The 14,771-nt window shown below is 61.5% G+C and carries 13 protein-coding genes; all 13 read right to left on the minus strand.

Going from position 1 to position 14,771, the window contains the following annotated elements:
• Positions 1-16: 16 nt before the first annotated feature.
• Positions 17-949, minus strand: coding sequence for an MOSC domain-containing protein (locus tag MTP39_RS10680; RefSeq protein ID WP_249240500.1), 933 nt, complete (start codon positions 947-949; stop codon positions 17-19).
• A gap of 6 nt (positions 950-955) precedes the next feature.
• Positions 956-1,933: a GTP 3',8-cyclase MoaA gene (gene moaA / locus MTP39_RS10685; RefSeq protein WP_249240501.1), complete on the minus strand. Its 978-nt coding sequence runs from the start codon at positions 1,931-1,933 to the stop codon at positions 956-958.
• The gene (gene moaC / locus MTP39_RS10690; protein ID WP_055186093.1) at positions 1,926-2,423 is read right to left on the minus strand and encodes a cyclic pyranopterin monophosphate synthase MoaC; all 498 of its coding nucleotides are present in this window, start codon (positions 2,421-2,423) and stop codon (positions 1,926-1,928) included. The genes moaA and moaC overlap by 8 nt, the downstream gene beginning before the upstream one ends.
• A gap of 30 nt (positions 2,424-2,453) precedes the next feature.
• A complete protein-coding gene (locus MTP39_RS10695; protein WP_249240502.1) occupies positions 2,454-3,473 on the minus strand; it encodes a molybdopterin-binding protein in 1,020 nt (339 codons plus the stop codon).
• Between the two features lie 13 nt (positions 3,474-3,486).
• Positions 3,487-4,005 (minus strand): molybdopterin-guanine dinucleotide biosynthesis protein B, encoded by a 519-nt coding sequence (mobB, locus tag MTP39_RS10700; protein ID WP_112090634.1) that lies wholly within the window; start codon positions 4,003-4,005, stop codon positions 3,487-3,489.
• Entirely contained in the window at positions 3,995-5,233 is a 1,239-nt protein-coding gene (locus MTP39_RS10705; protein WP_249240503.1) for a molybdopterin molybdotransferase MoeA, read from the minus strand. Before MTP39_RS10705 ends, mobB begins: the two co-directional genes overlap by 11 nt.
• Before the next feature lie 442 nt (positions 5,234-5,675).
• Entirely contained in the window at positions 5,676-6,593 is a 918-nt protein-coding gene (locus MTP39_RS10710; protein ID WP_249240504.1) for a hypothetical protein, read from the minus strand.
• A 39-nt stretch (positions 6,594-6,632) separates the two neighbouring features.
• On the minus strand, positions 6,633-8,789 hold the full coding sequence (locus MTP39_RS10715; protein WP_249240505.1) for an aldehyde ferredoxin oxidoreductase N-terminal domain-containing protein: 2,157 nt from the start codon (positions 8,787-8,789) through the stop codon (positions 6,633-6,635).
• A 12-nt stretch (positions 8,790-8,801) separates the two neighbouring features.
• The gene (locus tag MTP39_RS10720) at positions 8,802-9,446 is read right to left on the minus strand and encodes a ferredoxin-like protein (RefSeq protein ID WP_055186098.1); all 645 of its coding nucleotides are present in this window, start codon (positions 9,444-9,446) and stop codon (positions 8,802-8,804) included.
• Positions 9,447-9,468: 22 nt separating this feature from the next.
• Positions 9,469-10,386, minus strand: a complete 918-nt coding sequence (locus tag MTP39_RS10725; protein ID WP_249240506.1) for an FMN-binding protein — start codon at positions 10,384-10,386, stop codon at positions 9,469-9,471.
• A 178-nt stretch (positions 10,387-10,564) separates the two neighbouring features.
• Entirely contained in the window at positions 10,565-11,335 is a 771-nt protein-coding gene (locus MTP39_RS10730; protein ID WP_249240507.1) for a formate dehydrogenase accessory sulfurtransferase FdhD, read from the minus strand.
• 169 nt (positions 11,336-11,504) lie between these two features.
• Positions 11,505-13,244 carry an adenine deaminase gene (ade, locus tag MTP39_RS10735; protein ID WP_249240508.1) on the minus strand — a complete coding sequence of 580 codons (1,740 nt, stop codon included), beginning with the start codon at positions 13,242-13,244 and terminating at the stop codon, positions 11,505-11,507.
• 68 nt (positions 13,245-13,312) lie between these two features.
• Positions 13,313-14,683, minus strand: a complete 1,371-nt coding sequence (locus MTP39_RS10740) for a sodium-dependent transporter (protein ID WP_249240509.1) — start codon at positions 14,681-14,683, stop codon at positions 13,313-13,315.
• Positions 14,684-14,771: the final 88 nt, after the last annotated feature.

Raw genomic sequence — 14,771 nt, forward strand, 5'->3', positions numbered from 1 at the left:
AGCAGGGCAGGAAGCCTTACTTACGGGCGCACTCGCCGTCCAGACCCGCGGCGATGCGTACCCCGTGCTCCAAGCTGGGCAGAATGTACTCCAAGTTCTCCTGCACCGCCTTGGGGCTGCCCGGCAGGTTGACGATCAGGGTCTTGCCGCGCAGCACGCTGACGCCACGGCTCAGCATTCCGCGCGGGGTAATGCTCAGGCTGTGGTAGCGCATGGCCTCGGCAATGCCGGGGGCGTTGCGGTCGGCCACGGCGCAGGTGGCTTCCGGGGTGATATCCCGGGGGGAGAAGCCGGTGCCGCCGGTGGTGAGCACAAGGTTCACCTGACGGCCGTCTGCCATGCGGATGAGCTGCGCTTTCAGCGCCTTTGCCTCGTCCGGCAGGATCATGGTCTCTTCCACCACATAGCCTGCGGCGGTGAGCATCTCTACAATCAGCGGCCCGCTTTTATCCTCCCGCTCACCACGGCTGCCCTTATCGGAAAGGGTGATGACGGCAGCGCGCAGGGGCGGATTTTCCAGTGCGGGCAGCAGGGTCACCTCGTCCCCCACATGGATCTCGCCGCCGGTCAGTACCCGAGCAAACACGCCCTCGTGGGGCATGATGCACTCGCCGGTCTGCTGCTTGATGACGCAGTCGTTGTGGCACTCTTTGCCGATTTGGGTCATTTCCAGCACCACATCCCCGATGGCAAACCGGCTGGTCACCGGCAGATTGCGGAAATCGAAGCCCTCGATGACCAGATTTTCGCCAAAAGCGCCGTAATCCACCCAGAGCTTCTTGCGGAACGCCTCGATCTTTTCGGCGCTGAGCATACTGACCTGACGGTGCCAGTTGCCGCCGTGGGCGTCCTCCACGATGCCCCATTCCGGGGTCAGGACGGCGCGGGGCACCTCGGTTTTTACGGTGCCCCGCTTGGGGCTGGTGCAGATTGCCAGAAGCTTACCCATAGTTATTTATCCTCCAATTCGATACATCCCGCGGGTAGCGGGCATGGAACTGTCGTTAAAATGGTGTTCCCGGGGCTTTGCCCAGATGGTCTCCCGGATAGCGGCCAGCAGCTGCGCATCGTCCGCGCCGCCGCGCAGCAGTGCGCGCAGGTCGCAGCCGGTCTCGCTGGCAAGGCAGGGCCGCAAAAAGCCCTGACTGGTCAGCCGCACCCGGTTGCAGGAAGCGCAGAATTTGCCGTGCACCGCTGCAATAAAGCCGATGCTGCCCTGCCAGCCCGGCACGGTGTAGTACACCGCCGGGCCGTCGCCCAAGGCGTGCTCCTGCGCAGGGGAAAGGGGCGCAAGCTCCGGCCAGCGCCGGGCAAACCGCGCCCGCAGCTCCGGGCCGGAGATGCAGGGCATGGCAGCGCCGTAGCCGATGGGCATCATCTCAATAAACCGCACCTGCAGGGCGTTGTCCTTTGCCAGTGCGGCAAGGGCTTCCAGCTCGGCTTCGTTCACGCCCGCCTGCGGCACGCAGTTCAGCTTGACGGGCAGGCCGCTATCCAGCGCCGCCTGCAAGCCCGCCTGCACGGCGGCAAACTCGTCCCGGGCAGTGATCTGCCGGAACACCTCCTGGCGCAGGGTGTCCAGACTGATGTTCACACTGTCCAGCCCGGCATCCAGCAGCGCGGGCAGCTGCTCTGCCAGCAAAACGGCGTTGGTGGTCAGGGTGACCCGGCGGATGCCCGGGGTGGCTTTCAGCCCGGCCACCAGCTGCGCCACATTCTTGCGCACCAGCGGCTCGCCGCCGGTTACTCGCACGGTGTCGATGCCGCACTGGGCAAACAACGCAGCCAAGCGCAGAAATTCCTCGTAGGTCAGCACGGCTTCCCGCTCCAGCTTTTCCACACCGTCCGGCATACAGTAGCGGCAACGCAGGTTGCACAGGTCGGTCACCGACAGGCGCAGATAATGGATCTCGCGCTGGTAACGATCAAACATAGCCGCCCTCCGCCCGGATATAGTGGCCGCTCTTGCCGCCGGTCTTTTCCACCAGATGGATCTCGCCCAGCTCCATGCCCTTATCCACGGCCTTGCACATATCATAGATGGTCAGCAGCGCGGTGGAAACGCCGGTCAGCGCCTCCATCTCCACGCCGGTCACGCCGCTGGTCTTGACGGTGCACAGGGCTTCTACCGCCTGCCGTTCGGGCAGCAGACGGAACTCGATGCCTACCTTGGTCAGGGGCAGCGGATGGCACAAGGGGATCAGCTCACTGGTGCGCTTGGTGGCCATAATGCCCGCAATGCGCGCCACGCCCAGCACATCGCCCTTTTTCACCGTGCCGCTCTGCACGGCGGCAAAGGCTTCGGCGTTCATGGTAATAATGCCGTGTGCAGTGGCTTCCCGGGTGGTGACGGGCTTTGCGCTCACATCCACCATCACGGCGTTCCCGGCGGCATCAAAATGTGTCAGATTATTTTCACTCATATTTTTTCACCTTAGTAAGCTGAGAGGGTTTCAGCAGTGCCCAAAGCCGCAGTTCGGCCAGTGGCACACTTCGCAGTTCAGGCACAGGCCGCCCTCGCCCAAGCGGGCGATATCCTCGGCGGTGATGGGGTCATCGGCCAGCAGACGGGGCAGCAGCAGGTCAAAAATGGTGCGCTTGGCGTACATCACACAGCCGGGCAGACCACATACCGGCACACCGTCCAGATAGCTGACAAGGAACATCGCACCCGGCAGCACCGGTACACCGTAGGTAATGATGTCCGCCCCGGTGTTCTTGATGGCCAGCGGGGTGCGGTCGTCGGGGTCCACGCTCATGCCGCCGGTGGTAAAGATCAGTTCGCACCCTGCGGCCTTGGCCTCCAGAATGGCAGCGGTGATCCCGGCGGGGTCGTCGTCGCAGACCTTATGGAAAACCATCTCGCAGCCGTAGACCGCCAGCTTGCTTTGCAGGATGGGGGTAAATTTATCCTCGATGCGTCCCTTGAACACCTCGCTGCCGGTGGTGATGATGCCCACCTTTTTGGCCTGCATGGGCAGCACGTTCAGGATAGGCTCTGCCCCGGCAGCGGCCTGCATGGCGTCCATCTTCTCCTGCTCGATGACCAGCGGGATGATGCGGGTACCGGCCAGCTTCTGGCCCTTTTTCACCGGCAGGTCACCGTGGATGGTGGCGATCATCATCTGCGGGGTGCTGTTCACAGCCATCAACGCCTTGCGGTTGATCTTCAACAGGCCGTCGCAGTCCGCGATCAGCTCGATTTTGCCTTCTTTCGGCGCAGTGCCGTGGATATTTTTGCCCGCAGCGGCCTTGTACAGCAGGGCGGCTGCTTCGTCCTCGTGGAGGATGCCGGGGTGCTTTTCCCAGACGTAGAGGTTCTCCTTACCGATGGAAAGCAGCACGGGGATGTCCTCGGGCTGGATGACGTGCCCCTTGCGGAAGCGGGCATCCTTGTATTCGCCCGGGATGATCTGGGTGATATCGTGGCAGAGCACCTGCCCTGCGGCGTCAACAGTACGGATCAGTTTCATGATGGCATTCTCCTTACAGCGCGGGCATCTGGGCTTCGATCCAGTCTGCCAGTGCCGGAATATCGTTCAGGTCAAAATCTGCGCCGGGAATATCCCCCACCACCGCCAGCGGCTGGAAGGAGACGGGCGCATCCGAAATGGCGCTGCGCACCACCTCGATCTTCGGCCAGCCGCTGGATTTGAACCCTTCCAGCAGCACAAGGTCGTAGCCGTGACGCTCGAACAGGGCAAGCAGGTCCTGCTCGGTCAGGCGGAATTCCTCGGTCAGCAGGTAGCGCGTGCCGGAATAGACCGCCACGCCCTCGGCACCGGCTTCCCGCAGACGGTAGCTGTCGGTGCCGGGCACGTCCGGGGTAAAATCGTGGCCGTCGTGCTTGATGACGCCTACCTTCAGCCCACGGCTGCGCAGCACGGGCAGCAGCTTTTCCAGCAGGGTGGTCTTACCGCTGTTGTGCACCCCGCTGACGGCCAGCACCGCCGGGCGTTTGAGCGCCTGTGTCTCGGCAAGCGCCTGTTTTTGTTCACTGTACAAAGCAAAGCACCTCCACTTCCATGCCAGGTTCCACCGGCCCACTGCCGACGGGGATCTCTACCAGACAGTTGCAGCCCATCATAGCGGACAGTGCACCGGAAGAGTGTGCCTCGGTGTTGCCCGCACCGGGCAGCGTCACCTTGCCGCCGCAGGCGGTGGCACGCAGGTAGCGGTAGCCCTTGCTGGGTTTGGAAAAGCCGTTCGTCAGGGTGCAGACGGTGCGGGCAGGGATGCAGCTCTCCTCCCGCCGCCCGGCGACGCGCAGCAGCGCAGGGATAGCGTACTGCTCCAGCGTAGCGGCGGCGGCAAAGGGGTTGCCGGACAGGCAGAACACCAGCTTGCCGCCCAGTGTTGCCGCCAGCATGGGGCTGCCGGGCTTCTGGGCTACGCCCTCTACCACCAGCTGTGCACCCAGCTGTTCCAGCACAAGGGGCAGATAGTCCTTCTGCCCAACGGAAACGCCGCCGCTGGTGATGACGGCATCGCAGCGGGTCAGCAGTTCCTGCATTTTACCGGTGATGACCTCCGGGTCATCGGAGCACTGCTGCCGCTCCACGGAAAAGCCCAGCTGACGCAGCCGGGCGGCGTTCTGGATGCCGTTGGCATCGTAAATTTTACCGGGTGCCCACGGTGCGCCGGGTTCCAGCAGCTCGCTGCCGGTGGAAAGGATGCCCACGGTCAGCGGGCGGCAGACCGTTACTTCAGCGTAGCCCTGCCCGGCCAGCACGCCCAGATGGGCGGGGGTGAGCACCGTCCCGGCGGGCGCAATGACCGCACCGGCGGCTACATCTTCCCCCCGGAACACTACGTTTTGCAGCGGTTTTACGGCAGCATAGATCTGTACGGTCTCTTCGCCGCTGTCGGTCAGTTCCTGCATCAAAACGCAGTCCGCGCCCTCCGGCAGGGGGGCACCGGTCATGATGCGGGCAGCGCAGCCTGCGGGCAGCGCCGCAGCCGGAGCATCGCCCGCGTAAAGCTTCATCACCACCGGCAGGGTGACCGGGGTCTCCCGGCTTGCTCCGGCGGTATCCACGCTGTGCAGGGCGTAGCCGTCCAGCGGGCTGCGGTCAAAGGGGGGCTGGTCCATCCGGGCGCAGAGGTCACCGGCGGCAATGCGCCCGCAGGCGGCTTCCAGCGGGATGGTCTCCGGGGACGGAGAAGGCAGAAGCGCTGCCGCGTCCAGCACGCTGCGCAGCGCCTGAACGGGGGAGCAGAAAGGCTGATTCATTATAACTTCCTCCATAGACCCGCCGCTCTCCCCTTCTGCTATGGCTCAGACGGGGACACCGGCGGGGGTATTCTTTTTTCAAAAAGGCAGGTGAAAAAGAAGCGGAGACGTCTTGACCGGAAAATCAAAACGCCTCCGCAGAATATCCCCACAAAACCGGCTGCGGCAGCTTGCAGTCTGCTACGCCGGTGGCAGCCTTTGGCTATGCGCCGCCCTTGCAGCGGCAGCACACAGCCAAAAAGCACCTGTGAAGATGGGAGGAGTTCTTTTTTTCAAATTGCAGCGTTTCTTCTGCGGGAAGGCGGTGGGGTTTCCCCCGCCACCCTTGAATGCCGGCTTATTCAGCCCTTAGCATTGCGGCGCGGTGTCCTGCTCTTTGTGAGAGTTTAGACGCCTTTGCTCAAAGAAGCTCTTATACCCTGATTCAATTGTAGTTTATGGTTTAATCGCAGAAATCGTCCACGTCGCTGATAGCCTTGGCATAGCGGCGGGTGAGGTGCTTGGTGGAAAAGAGGAACCGCTCGTTCTGGTTGTTGGTCAGCTCCTCGATATCGGCATACTCCGGGTTTTCCTGCATGGCCTTCCAAGTCTGCTCGATGACCTCCGGCGCAAGACCGTAGGGGGAGCGCTGGAAATACTTGAGCGGAGTGGCACTGGGGTAGATGCGGGCGTTGAACCGCACCATCTCGGCAAACATCACACACAGATCCTTGTCCTCGATGAGCTGCGCGATCATGGCGTAGTTATCGCTCATATTGGCGTTGGAGTAGTAGTAGGTGTCCTTTGCACCCGCGCGGGTGACGATATCGGTGCACTGGGGGTCTGCGGGCATCTGTGCCAGCAGCTCGTCGGCGTTTTCCACTTCCTCCAGCAGCAAAGCGTGGGGGGTAATCAGCGCAGCCGCAGAGCGGGCGCGGATGTAACCGGCCAGTTCCTGTGCAGGGGTCAGCTCCGGCAGCTCCGGGGCGGTCTTAGTGGGCTGATCCGCAAAGGGATCGTTTTCTGCCTCCGGTTCACCGGCCAGAAAATCCAGCAGTTCCGGCTTTGCAGCATCGGGCTGCGCAGCTTCGGCAGCTTCGGGTGCGGCCTCAGCGGCCTGCTTTGCGGCAAGTTCGGCGGTCTCCCGCTCCACTGCAGCGATCACATCCTCGCCGGTCTTGGCGGCGCTGCCGTCAAAGGTGCTGCCGGTCTCCTTCAGGCGGCGGGCAGTCTCGCTTGCGGCGTCGATGTCAAACACCTCTGCCTTGGGCTTTTTCTTGGCGGCCAGCTCTGCCTTTTGCAGTTCCAGAACGGCCTGTTCCGGGTCTACGCTGCCATCCACCGTGGTGGTGTAGCCGGGTTTACGTCTGCCAAACAACATGACGATTTTTCCTCTTTCTATGGGATTTATCCGTTGGATTTATTCAGCTGCTGCGGTGTTCTGGGCGTAGATGCCGCGCTTTTCCAGATCATCGGCCATGTCAGCCAGATCATACTTCTCCAGCGTCTCGCGGGTGGGCACACCGGTGGTGCGGTCCCAGCCAAAGACGTCGTAGAACAGATCCTTTGCCTTCTCCATGTCGGCGCGGTCCAGCTTGGTGGTGCCTTCCTCGAATGCCTTGAAGTCGGGGTCCTTATCAAACACCCAATCGCAGATGGCATCGTGCTCCTGACGCAGGTTTGCGCTGCCGCAGTTCTGCTGGAAGCTGATGGCGGTCATCGCGCGCAGCATCTGGGTGATGCGGGCACCGTCCTCCTGCAGACCGGCCTGAGTATAGGTCTCGCCGGTAACAGCAGTCATAAAGTCTGCCTGCAGATCCAGATCGCCGTGGTAGTCGCGCTCCTTGGAGGGAGACTGGGTCATGGGCCACATCCAGTTGCACAGGGTAGCGGAGTCGTGGAAGTTCTTATCGTTGACGCAGTATGCAGCCAGCTTTGCCTTGTTCTCGTTGATGGGAGTGTAGGCCTTGGCCTTATCGTAGCAGCCCTCGCCGAAGAAGTCCTCCATGACCTTCTTGGTCACTTCATACGGAGCGCCGGAACCGGTCTCGCAGACGATCTCGTGGATCATGCAGTCACGGTTGTAGACGAGGTTGTACAGCATACCAACCTGCCATGCCTCAGCAGGGCCGTGGTGGTTGGGGAAGCCGTTGTAGATCAGGTTGGAGTTGGTAGCGCCGTCGTTGCGGTCCAGCCAGCTCTTGGGCAGGCCGAACTTTTCCATCATGGCCAGCGTGCCCTTGGCGATGACGGACAGGTCGCCCTCGCCGTAAGCCATGCGGCGGATCAGTTCGACCTCCCAGCGGGGATCGCCGGCCTTCTCCCACTCCCAGGGCAGAGAGTCGTACTCGGCCTCGCTGATGTACTTGGTGGCCTCCTCGCGCGGCATGCGCAGGATCCACAGCAGGTCGCGGTTCAGGTTGCCGTAGTTGTCCCACAGACCCATATCGTCCACAGCATGAGCCCATGCCAGATTGATGACCATGGTGCCGTCGCCTTCGTACTTGAAGTCGTGCACGCCGTCCGGGTAGACGCGGGTGCCGTACAGCACGGGCATACAGGTGTTGGAGTTGTGGGTGGGCAGATCGTAATCTGCCAGCGGATCCACATCATACTCGGTGTAGCAGCGGATGGGGCAGGAGGAGCAGCCGCCGTTCTTCACGGTGTACTCGGCAGCGGGAGCGCCGAAGTCGAAGTAGCCCTTGAAGCAGCGCAGTGCCACCTTGTTGATATCGTTGTAGGGCTGCTCGCCGGTATCCACGGGGCCGCCGGGAGCCTTCTTCCACATACGGCCGGGCGCGCCGGACCAGCGGTTCTTGCCGGAGGTGGCGCTGTACTCTGCCCAGCTCTGGGGCTGTGCGGGCACGTTGTGGTTGTTGTTGCCGCCGATCAGGTTTCCCATCATGTAGTTGGAGAGCTCCAGCACCTTCTTGGGGTCAGCCACCTTGACGCTGCCGGTGCCGCGGATGGCCAGACCTTTCAGCTTCTTGTTGCCCATGGCAGCGCCCAGACCGGCACCGCCGGAGTTGCCGAAGCTGGTGTTCAGGGTGGAGTAGTCCACCAGATTTTCACCGGCAGGGCCGATGGAAGCAGTCTCGAACTCGCGGCCGTTCTGCTCTACCATCCACTTATTGGCAGCAAAGGTGCCCTTGCCCCAGATCTCGGTTGCGTCCTCCAGAGAGACCGCGCCGTCCTCGATGCGCAGGTAGACGGGCTTCTCAGAGATGCCGCTGACCACGATGCCATCGTAACCGGCATACTTCAGCATGGAGCCGATGTGGCCGCCCATGTGTGCGTCGATAATGGAGTGACCCTTGGACCAGGTGGAGCGGAAGGTCACGTTCATACGGCCGGAGCAGGGCACGCCTGCGCCGGTCAGGGGGCCGACACCGAAGATGACCAGAGCCTTCTCGTCATAGGGGTCCAGCTCCATGGGAGCTTCCTCATACATAATGCGGTAGGCCATGCCCATACCGCCGATATACTTATGGTACTTTTCGTCATCCTGCGTGGTGATCTCGCCGGTGGTCAGGTTGACGCGCAGGATCTTGCCTGCCCAGCCATAACTTTCAGCCATTGTAGTTCCTCCTTACAGATCCAAGTATGCAGCCTGTGCTGCGCTGGTAACGGCATCCCAATCCACGATGGACAGAGCGCCGGACGGGCAGCCTGCCACGCAGGCACCGCAGGCGATGCACTTGGAGGACTTGCCGGTCTCAGGGTTGACAGTGGGCATGTGCCACGGGCAGGCATCATGGCAGGCACCGCAGCCGATGCACTTGTCGGTATCCACTACGCGGATGCCGCGGTCGTCGGTGGTGATGGCCTTCTGCGGGCAGGCGTTGCCGCAGGCGGGGTCCTCGCACTGGCGGCAGGTGTCCGGGAAGTAGACAAAGCAGTTATCGGTGCCGGACAGCAGGCCGTTGCCTGCGCCGTCCAGATTCAGACGGCGCTGGATCTTGACGCGGCTGATGTAAGAGGAGCACACGCCGTCGTTGGTCAGGGTGCAGTTGATCTCGCAGCGCTGGCAGCCGGTGCACAGGTCTGCGTTGACCACCAGCAGGCCCTGCGGCAGTGCCCAAGTGGCCACTGCGCCGGAATCCACCTGCTGCTGAGAGCAGCCGAACAGGGACAGCATGGAAGCGGACAGGGTGAGCCCTGCAAGGCTCTTGCCCGAGATCTTCATGAATTGACGGCGGGTCATGTCAGCCGTCAGGAAATCAGTTTTTGCCATAGGTTCCATTCCTCCGTTGAGGTCACTCTGCGCTGAGCACCTCGGTCACATAGAAATACGAGTTGTTGACGATGGTCGTCACAGCCGAAGAGGTGATGGTCGCGCCGGAAAGGGCGTCCACCTCGGTCAGGTCTGCGCTGACAGCACCGGACGCATTGCCGGCGGTGGTCAGGCTGGCCTGCTCCAGACGCGCCTTGGACTGCTCTTCTGCCGAGAGATCCGCAAAGGGGATCGCCATCGGCTCGCCGTCCAGTGCGCTCTTGCTGAGCATGGCTGCGTACAGCTTGCGCCGTGCCACGGCCTCTGCGCTGGAATCCAGCGGCGGAGCCAGCTCATCGCCCAGTGCCTCGCCCTTCAAAGCCGAGAGGGTAAGCCCCGCAGCATACATCTTGCGGGTAGCCTCGGCCTCGGGAGAGGTATCGAAGGTGCGCCACTGTGCGGGGTCAAAATCCCCGGCAGCAGCGGGCTGCTCCTCCGCTGCACCGGCAGCAGCATAGGCGGCACCGGTAACGGGGTCCGTTACGGTGTAGCTTTTGCCCGCCAGCGTGAAGGGAGCTGCGCCCTGATACTGGGACGTGAACTCCGGGTTGATGCACTGGCCGCCAAGGCTTTCGGTTTCGTCCTGCGAGAGGATCTCTACTGCGGAAACATTTCCCTCGGCGTCAATGGTCACGGCAGCCTGTACATCGCTCTGGAAGCCCTTCTGAGAGCCCTCCACGCGGTAGCTGCCATCGTCGAGCTGGTACACTGCGCTGATGCCGTAGGTGGCTGCATCCGCCTCCGACACCGGCAGCAGGGTACCGGCAACCGTGGTGCGTGCGCTTTGCAAGGTGGTCAGCCCGACCGCCAAGGCGATGGTCGCAACGCCCATGGCTGCATAGCCCGGCAGCCGCTTGCGCCACAGCGGTACGGGCGCAAACGGGTTGGTTGCCTGCTTCATGTTATCACCTGCCTGTTTTTTATTTTGCCGGGTAACCCCGGACAACAATTGAGGCCGCTCTGGCTGCTGCAACAGCGGAGCGGTCTCTTCGATAATATATTAACATGCGTGCGCGGAGTATGTCAACAGAAACAGACAGGCTTTTCCGTTTTGTAACGATTGTTTTTGTAATATTTGCTTAAACTTTAGGGATTTTTCGCCCGCACACCAGCTGCAGGCCGTATTCTGCTGCAAGCTCTGCGGATTGCACGGTGGGCATGCTCTTGCTTACCAGCACCGGCACCCCGGCGCGGATGGCCTTGCGCACCATATCCAGCGGCACCCGGCCGCTGGTGTACAGCACGCATTCTGCCAGCGGAAGCCCTGCCAGCACCGTGCAGCCCACCGCCTTATCCAGCGCGTTGTGCCGCCCCAGATCCTCGCAGGCAAAAACAATTTCCCCTTTGTGCAGCACAAAGCAGCTGTGTACCGCCCGGGTGGCGCGGTACAGCGGCAGTCCGGCGTGCATGGCGGCGGTCAGGCGCTCCACCCATTCCGGCTGCAAGACCAGCCCCGGCACAGGGCGCAAGGGCTGTAACTCCACCGGACTGCCCAGCGCGATATTATCGGTGCAGCAGCTGGCAACCTCCTGCGCGGCGGCGCGGCGAGTGGGCAGCGGGTGGCGCAGATATACCTGCACCTTTGCGCCCTCGGCGCAGACGGCGATCTGCTCCACCTCGTCCGCAGATGCGATCCATCCTTCGGTGAGCAGCCGCCCCAAGGCCAGCTGCGGCAGCAGCGCCGGGGTGCATACCACCCGGAAGGCGGGCTGCTCGTTTACATAGATAGCAGCGGCGTGCTCTGCCGGTACGCTGGCCTCGGTACCGTCCGGCAGGCGCAGGCTGGCAAAGGCCGCCTGTGCACCAAAACGGTCGGTGATCTGCAAAGAGGGTGTGCTGCGTTTTTCCATAAAGCTTCCTTATATTATTTGTGTGGTAAGTGGACAGTATCAACATACCGGTTCTGTGGCAAAAAGTCAAGAGCCATCTTTCCGTGAATGCACAATGCCGGACAGCCCGCAGACTGTCCGGCATTGTGCCGATAAAAATGATTTCCAAATTCAATCCTGTGCCGCGTTCTCAGAACACCGCCGGGACGATCTGCTGGGCATCCACATCCACGATGCCGTAGGTGTTCAGCCGCAGCTTCGGGATGACCGGCAGGCTGACGAAGGCAAGGGTCATAAAGGCGTCGATGTCCTCCGAGATGCCGTGGGCTTTCAGCGCCGCCTTGAGCGCTTGCAGCTTTTCCTCCACAGTCTCGGCGCTCTCGGTGCTCATAAGCCCTGCCACCGGCAGCGGCAGCTCCCCTACCACCTGTCCGTTCAGTGCAAAGGCAAGGCCGCCCTTATTTTTGCGCACCGTGTTGCCCGCCAGCGCCATGTCGGCATCGTTGGTGCCCGCCACGATGAGGTTGTGGGAGTCGTGGGCGATACTGGAAGCCACTGCGCCGCATTGCAGGCCGTAGTTGCCCAAAAAGCCCAAGCCCACATGACTGGAGCGGTGATGCCGCTCGAACACCGCCAGCTTGACGATCTTTTGCGCCACGTCCACACCGGGCGCTGTGCCCGGGTGCTGACAGAACGGAACGATCTTTTCGGTGGTCAACAGCGAATGCGGGGTCAGGCAGATCACCCGCTGCCGGGTGCCGGTCTGCTTCAACTGCAATTGCTCCGGGGTGATCTCGTCCATGTTGAAGGAATCGAACACCCTCGCAAAGCGTGCCTTGTCCACAGTAAGGGCGGCGGGGTGCAGCATTCTGCCCTGCTGCGCCACCAGTTTGCCCTTTTTGTACACCTGCTCCACCGTGAACTGTTCCAGATTCGACAGTACGATCAGGTCAGCGGTGTAACCGGGAGCTACCGCGCCGCTGTGTGCAAGACCGAAGTACTGACACGGGACAAGGGTGCCCATCCGCACCGCCACCACCGGGTCTACCCCGGCGGCAATGGCCTTGCGGATGATGTAGTCGATATGCCCGCCCTGCAACAGGTCTCCGGGATGCTTGTCATCGGTCACCAGCATACAGCGGCTGCAATAAGGCTCCCGGAACAGGGGCAGCAGGCTTTCCATATTTTGCGCCGCCGTGCCCTCCCGCACCATGATGTACTGCCCGCGCCGCAGCTTTTCCATGGCTTCGTGGATGTCCGAGCACTCATGGTCGGACTGCACCCCGGCGGCGATATAGGCGTTCAGCTCCTCCCCACTGAGGAAGGGTGCGTGCCCGTCGATGCGTTTACCCGCAGCGTTGCAGTCGCAGATCTTCTGCAGGATCTTTTCGTCCGCGCGCACTGTGCCGTAGGAGTTCATCAGCTCCGCCAGTCCCAGCACCCGGGGCTGCTGATAGTAGGGGCGCAGCTGCTCCGCTTCCAGCACCGCGCCGGACTCATCCAGCCCGGTGGCAGGTACGCAGGAGGGCAGCATAAAGTAGACCGAAAGTGCCAGATCTTTGGTAGTTTCCAGCATAAAGTCCAGCCCCGCCGTACCGGCCACATTGGAGATCTCGTGCGGGTCGGTGACCACCGCCGTAGTGCCGTGGGGCAGCACCGCCTGTTCAAAGGCCGGGCCGCAGAGCATGGAACTTTCAATGTGGATGTGCCCATCCACAAGCCCCGGGCAGACGTATTGGCCCTGCAGGTCCAGCTCGGTCTCGCCGGTATAGTGTCCCACGCCAAGAATGATGCCTTGACGGATGGCTACATCGGCCTGCTCGATCTCGTTTGTGAACACGTTGATGACCCGGGCATTTTTCAGCACAAGCTCTGCCCGCACGTCACCCTTTGCCGTCAGGATCTGCTGCTTCAAGGTTTCCATTTTCATAAGGGCCCCCTTGTCCTGCTTTTACTGTCAAAAACTTGCGTTCTGCTGCCGGAAATACTGCTTTTGGTTTACATGGCGATCCAGCCAAAGGCGTTTGCTACCGAGCTTGCCAGAATAATGGCTGCAAAAATGGGGCACAGCCAGCGGATCATAAAATTGAACACCGGCTTGCGGCGGAAGCGCTGACCATCCTGCTCCACCTCCTGCGCGATCTGCTCCACGCCGATGACGCGGGACACCAGCAGGCAGGTGGCAATGGCTGCAATAGGCATCATGACCGAGTTGGTCAAAAAGTCGAAGAAGTCCAAGAACTGCATCCCGAACACGGTCACCCCGGCCAGCGGGCCGTAGCCCAGTGCCGACAGGCTGCCCAGTGCCACCATGATGGCGCCGATGAGCACGGTGGAGCGGGTACGATCCCAGCCCAGCTCGTCCTCAAAGGTGGAGACGGCGCTCTCGGTCAGAGCGATGGAGCTGGTAATGGCTGCAAACAGCACCAGCACAAAGAACAGCACACCCACCACAGTGCCCAGACCCATGCTGGCAAACACCTTGGGGATGGTGATGAACATCAGTGCAGGGCCGGCCTGCAGGGTGTCCGGGTCGCCGCCGGAGAAGGCGAACACCGCCGGGATGATCATCAGACCTGCCATGATGGCAATGGCGGTATCGAACACCTCCACGTTCTCGGTGGACTCCTCAATGGAGACGTCCTTCTTCATATAGGAGCCAAAGGTGACCAGAATGCCCATGGCAATGGACAGAGAGTAGAACATCTGCCCCATGGCGGTGACCACGGTCATCCAAGAGAAGTTTTTGGGGTTGGGCACCAGAAAATACTTTACACCCGCCAGCGCACCGGGACGGGTGACAGAGTAGCCCGCAATGACCAGCGACAGCACCACCAGCACCGGCATCATTACCTTGGAGACGCGCTCCACGCCGTTGCGCACACCAGCAAAGATAATGCTCAGCGTGAACAGGCTGAACAGCAAAAAGGCCAGCTCGGCCTGCAGACCGTTGGTGATAAAGGCGGAGAAGTAGCCATCCGTTGCCAGATTGCTGCCGCGTCCGCACAGATACTCGGCCAGATAGTGGATGACCCAGCCGCCGATGACCGAATAATACGGCACGATCAAAATGGGGATAATGGCGTTGATCCAGCCGCCGAAGCGGATGCCTTTCCCCTTGCCAAAGTGGGCGTAGGCGCTGACCGGGCTTTTGTGGGTCATGCGGCCCAGTGCGGTCTCGGCCACGATCATGGTATAGCCAAAGGTGACTGCCAGCAGAATGTATACCAGCAGAAAAATGCCGCCGCCGTATTTAGCTGCCAGATACGGGAAGCGCCAGATGTTGCCCAGACCCACCGAAGCGCCTGCGGCAGACAGCACGAACCCGATCTTACCGGAGAACGCGCTGCGTTTGTGTTGTTGTTCCATATTGTTAATCCTCTTTTCTTATCCGCTTTAAAAAATAAGCAGAACAAGTGTACCATATCTGCGGACAAGTAGCAAGGCAATAGCGAAA

It is taken from the genome of Faecalibacterium sp. I3-3-33 (assembly GCF_023347295.1).
Classification (GTDB): Bacteria; Bacillota; Clostridia; order Oscillospirales; family Ruminococcaceae; genus Faecalibacterium.

What these genes read in the sequence shown, in the direction of transcription:
- MTP39_RS10705 (WP_249240503.1), bottom strand. Translation starts at nt 5,233, where the DNA reads ATGAATCAGCCTTTCTGCTCCCCCGTTCAGGCGCTGCGCAGCGTGCTG.
- MTP39_RS10695 (WP_249240502.1), bottom strand. Translation starts at nt 3,473, where the DNA reads ATGAAACTGATCCGTACTGTTGACGCCGCAGGGCAGGTGCTCTGCCAC.
- moaA (WP_249240501.1), bottom strand. Translation starts at nt 1,933, where the DNA reads ATGTTTGATCGTTACCAGCGCGAGATCCATTATCTGCGCCTGTCGGTG.
- MTP39_RS10725 (WP_249240506.1), bottom strand. Translation starts at nt 10,386, where the DNA reads ATGAAGCAGGCAACCAACCCGTTTGCGCCCGTACCGCTGTGGCGCAAG.
- MTP39_RS10680 (WP_249240500.1), bottom strand. Translation starts at nt 949, where the DNA reads ATGGGTAAGCTTCTGGCAATCTGCACCAGCCCCAAGCGGGGCACCGTA.
- MTP39_RS10740 (WP_249240509.1), bottom strand. Translation starts at nt 14,683, where the DNA reads ATGGAACAACAACACAAACGCAGCGCGTTCTCCGGTAAGATCGGGTTC.
- MTP39_RS10730 (WP_249240507.1), bottom strand. Translation starts at nt 11,335, where the DNA reads ATGGAAAAACGCAGCACACCCTCTTTGCAGATCACCGACCGTTTTGGT.
- MTP39_RS10715 (WP_249240505.1), bottom strand. Translation starts at nt 8,789, where the DNA reads ATGGCTGAAAGTTATGGCTGGGCAGGCAAGATCCTGCGCGTCAACCTG.
- ade (WP_249240508.1), bottom strand. Translation starts at nt 13,244, where the DNA reads ATGAAAATGGAAACCTTGAAGCAGCAGATCCTGACGGCAAAGGGTGAC.
- moaC (WP_055186093.1), bottom strand. Translation starts at nt 2,423, where the DNA reads ATGAGTGAAAATAATCTGACACATTTTGATGCCGCCGGGAACGCCGTG.
- MTP39_RS10710 (WP_249240504.1), bottom strand. Translation starts at nt 6,593, where the DNA reads ATGTTGTTTGGCAGACGTAAACCCGGCTACACCACCACGGTGGATGGC.
- MTP39_RS10720 (WP_055186098.1), bottom strand. Translation starts at nt 9,446, where the DNA reads ATGGCAAAAACTGATTTCCTGACGGCTGACATGACCCGCCGTCAATTC.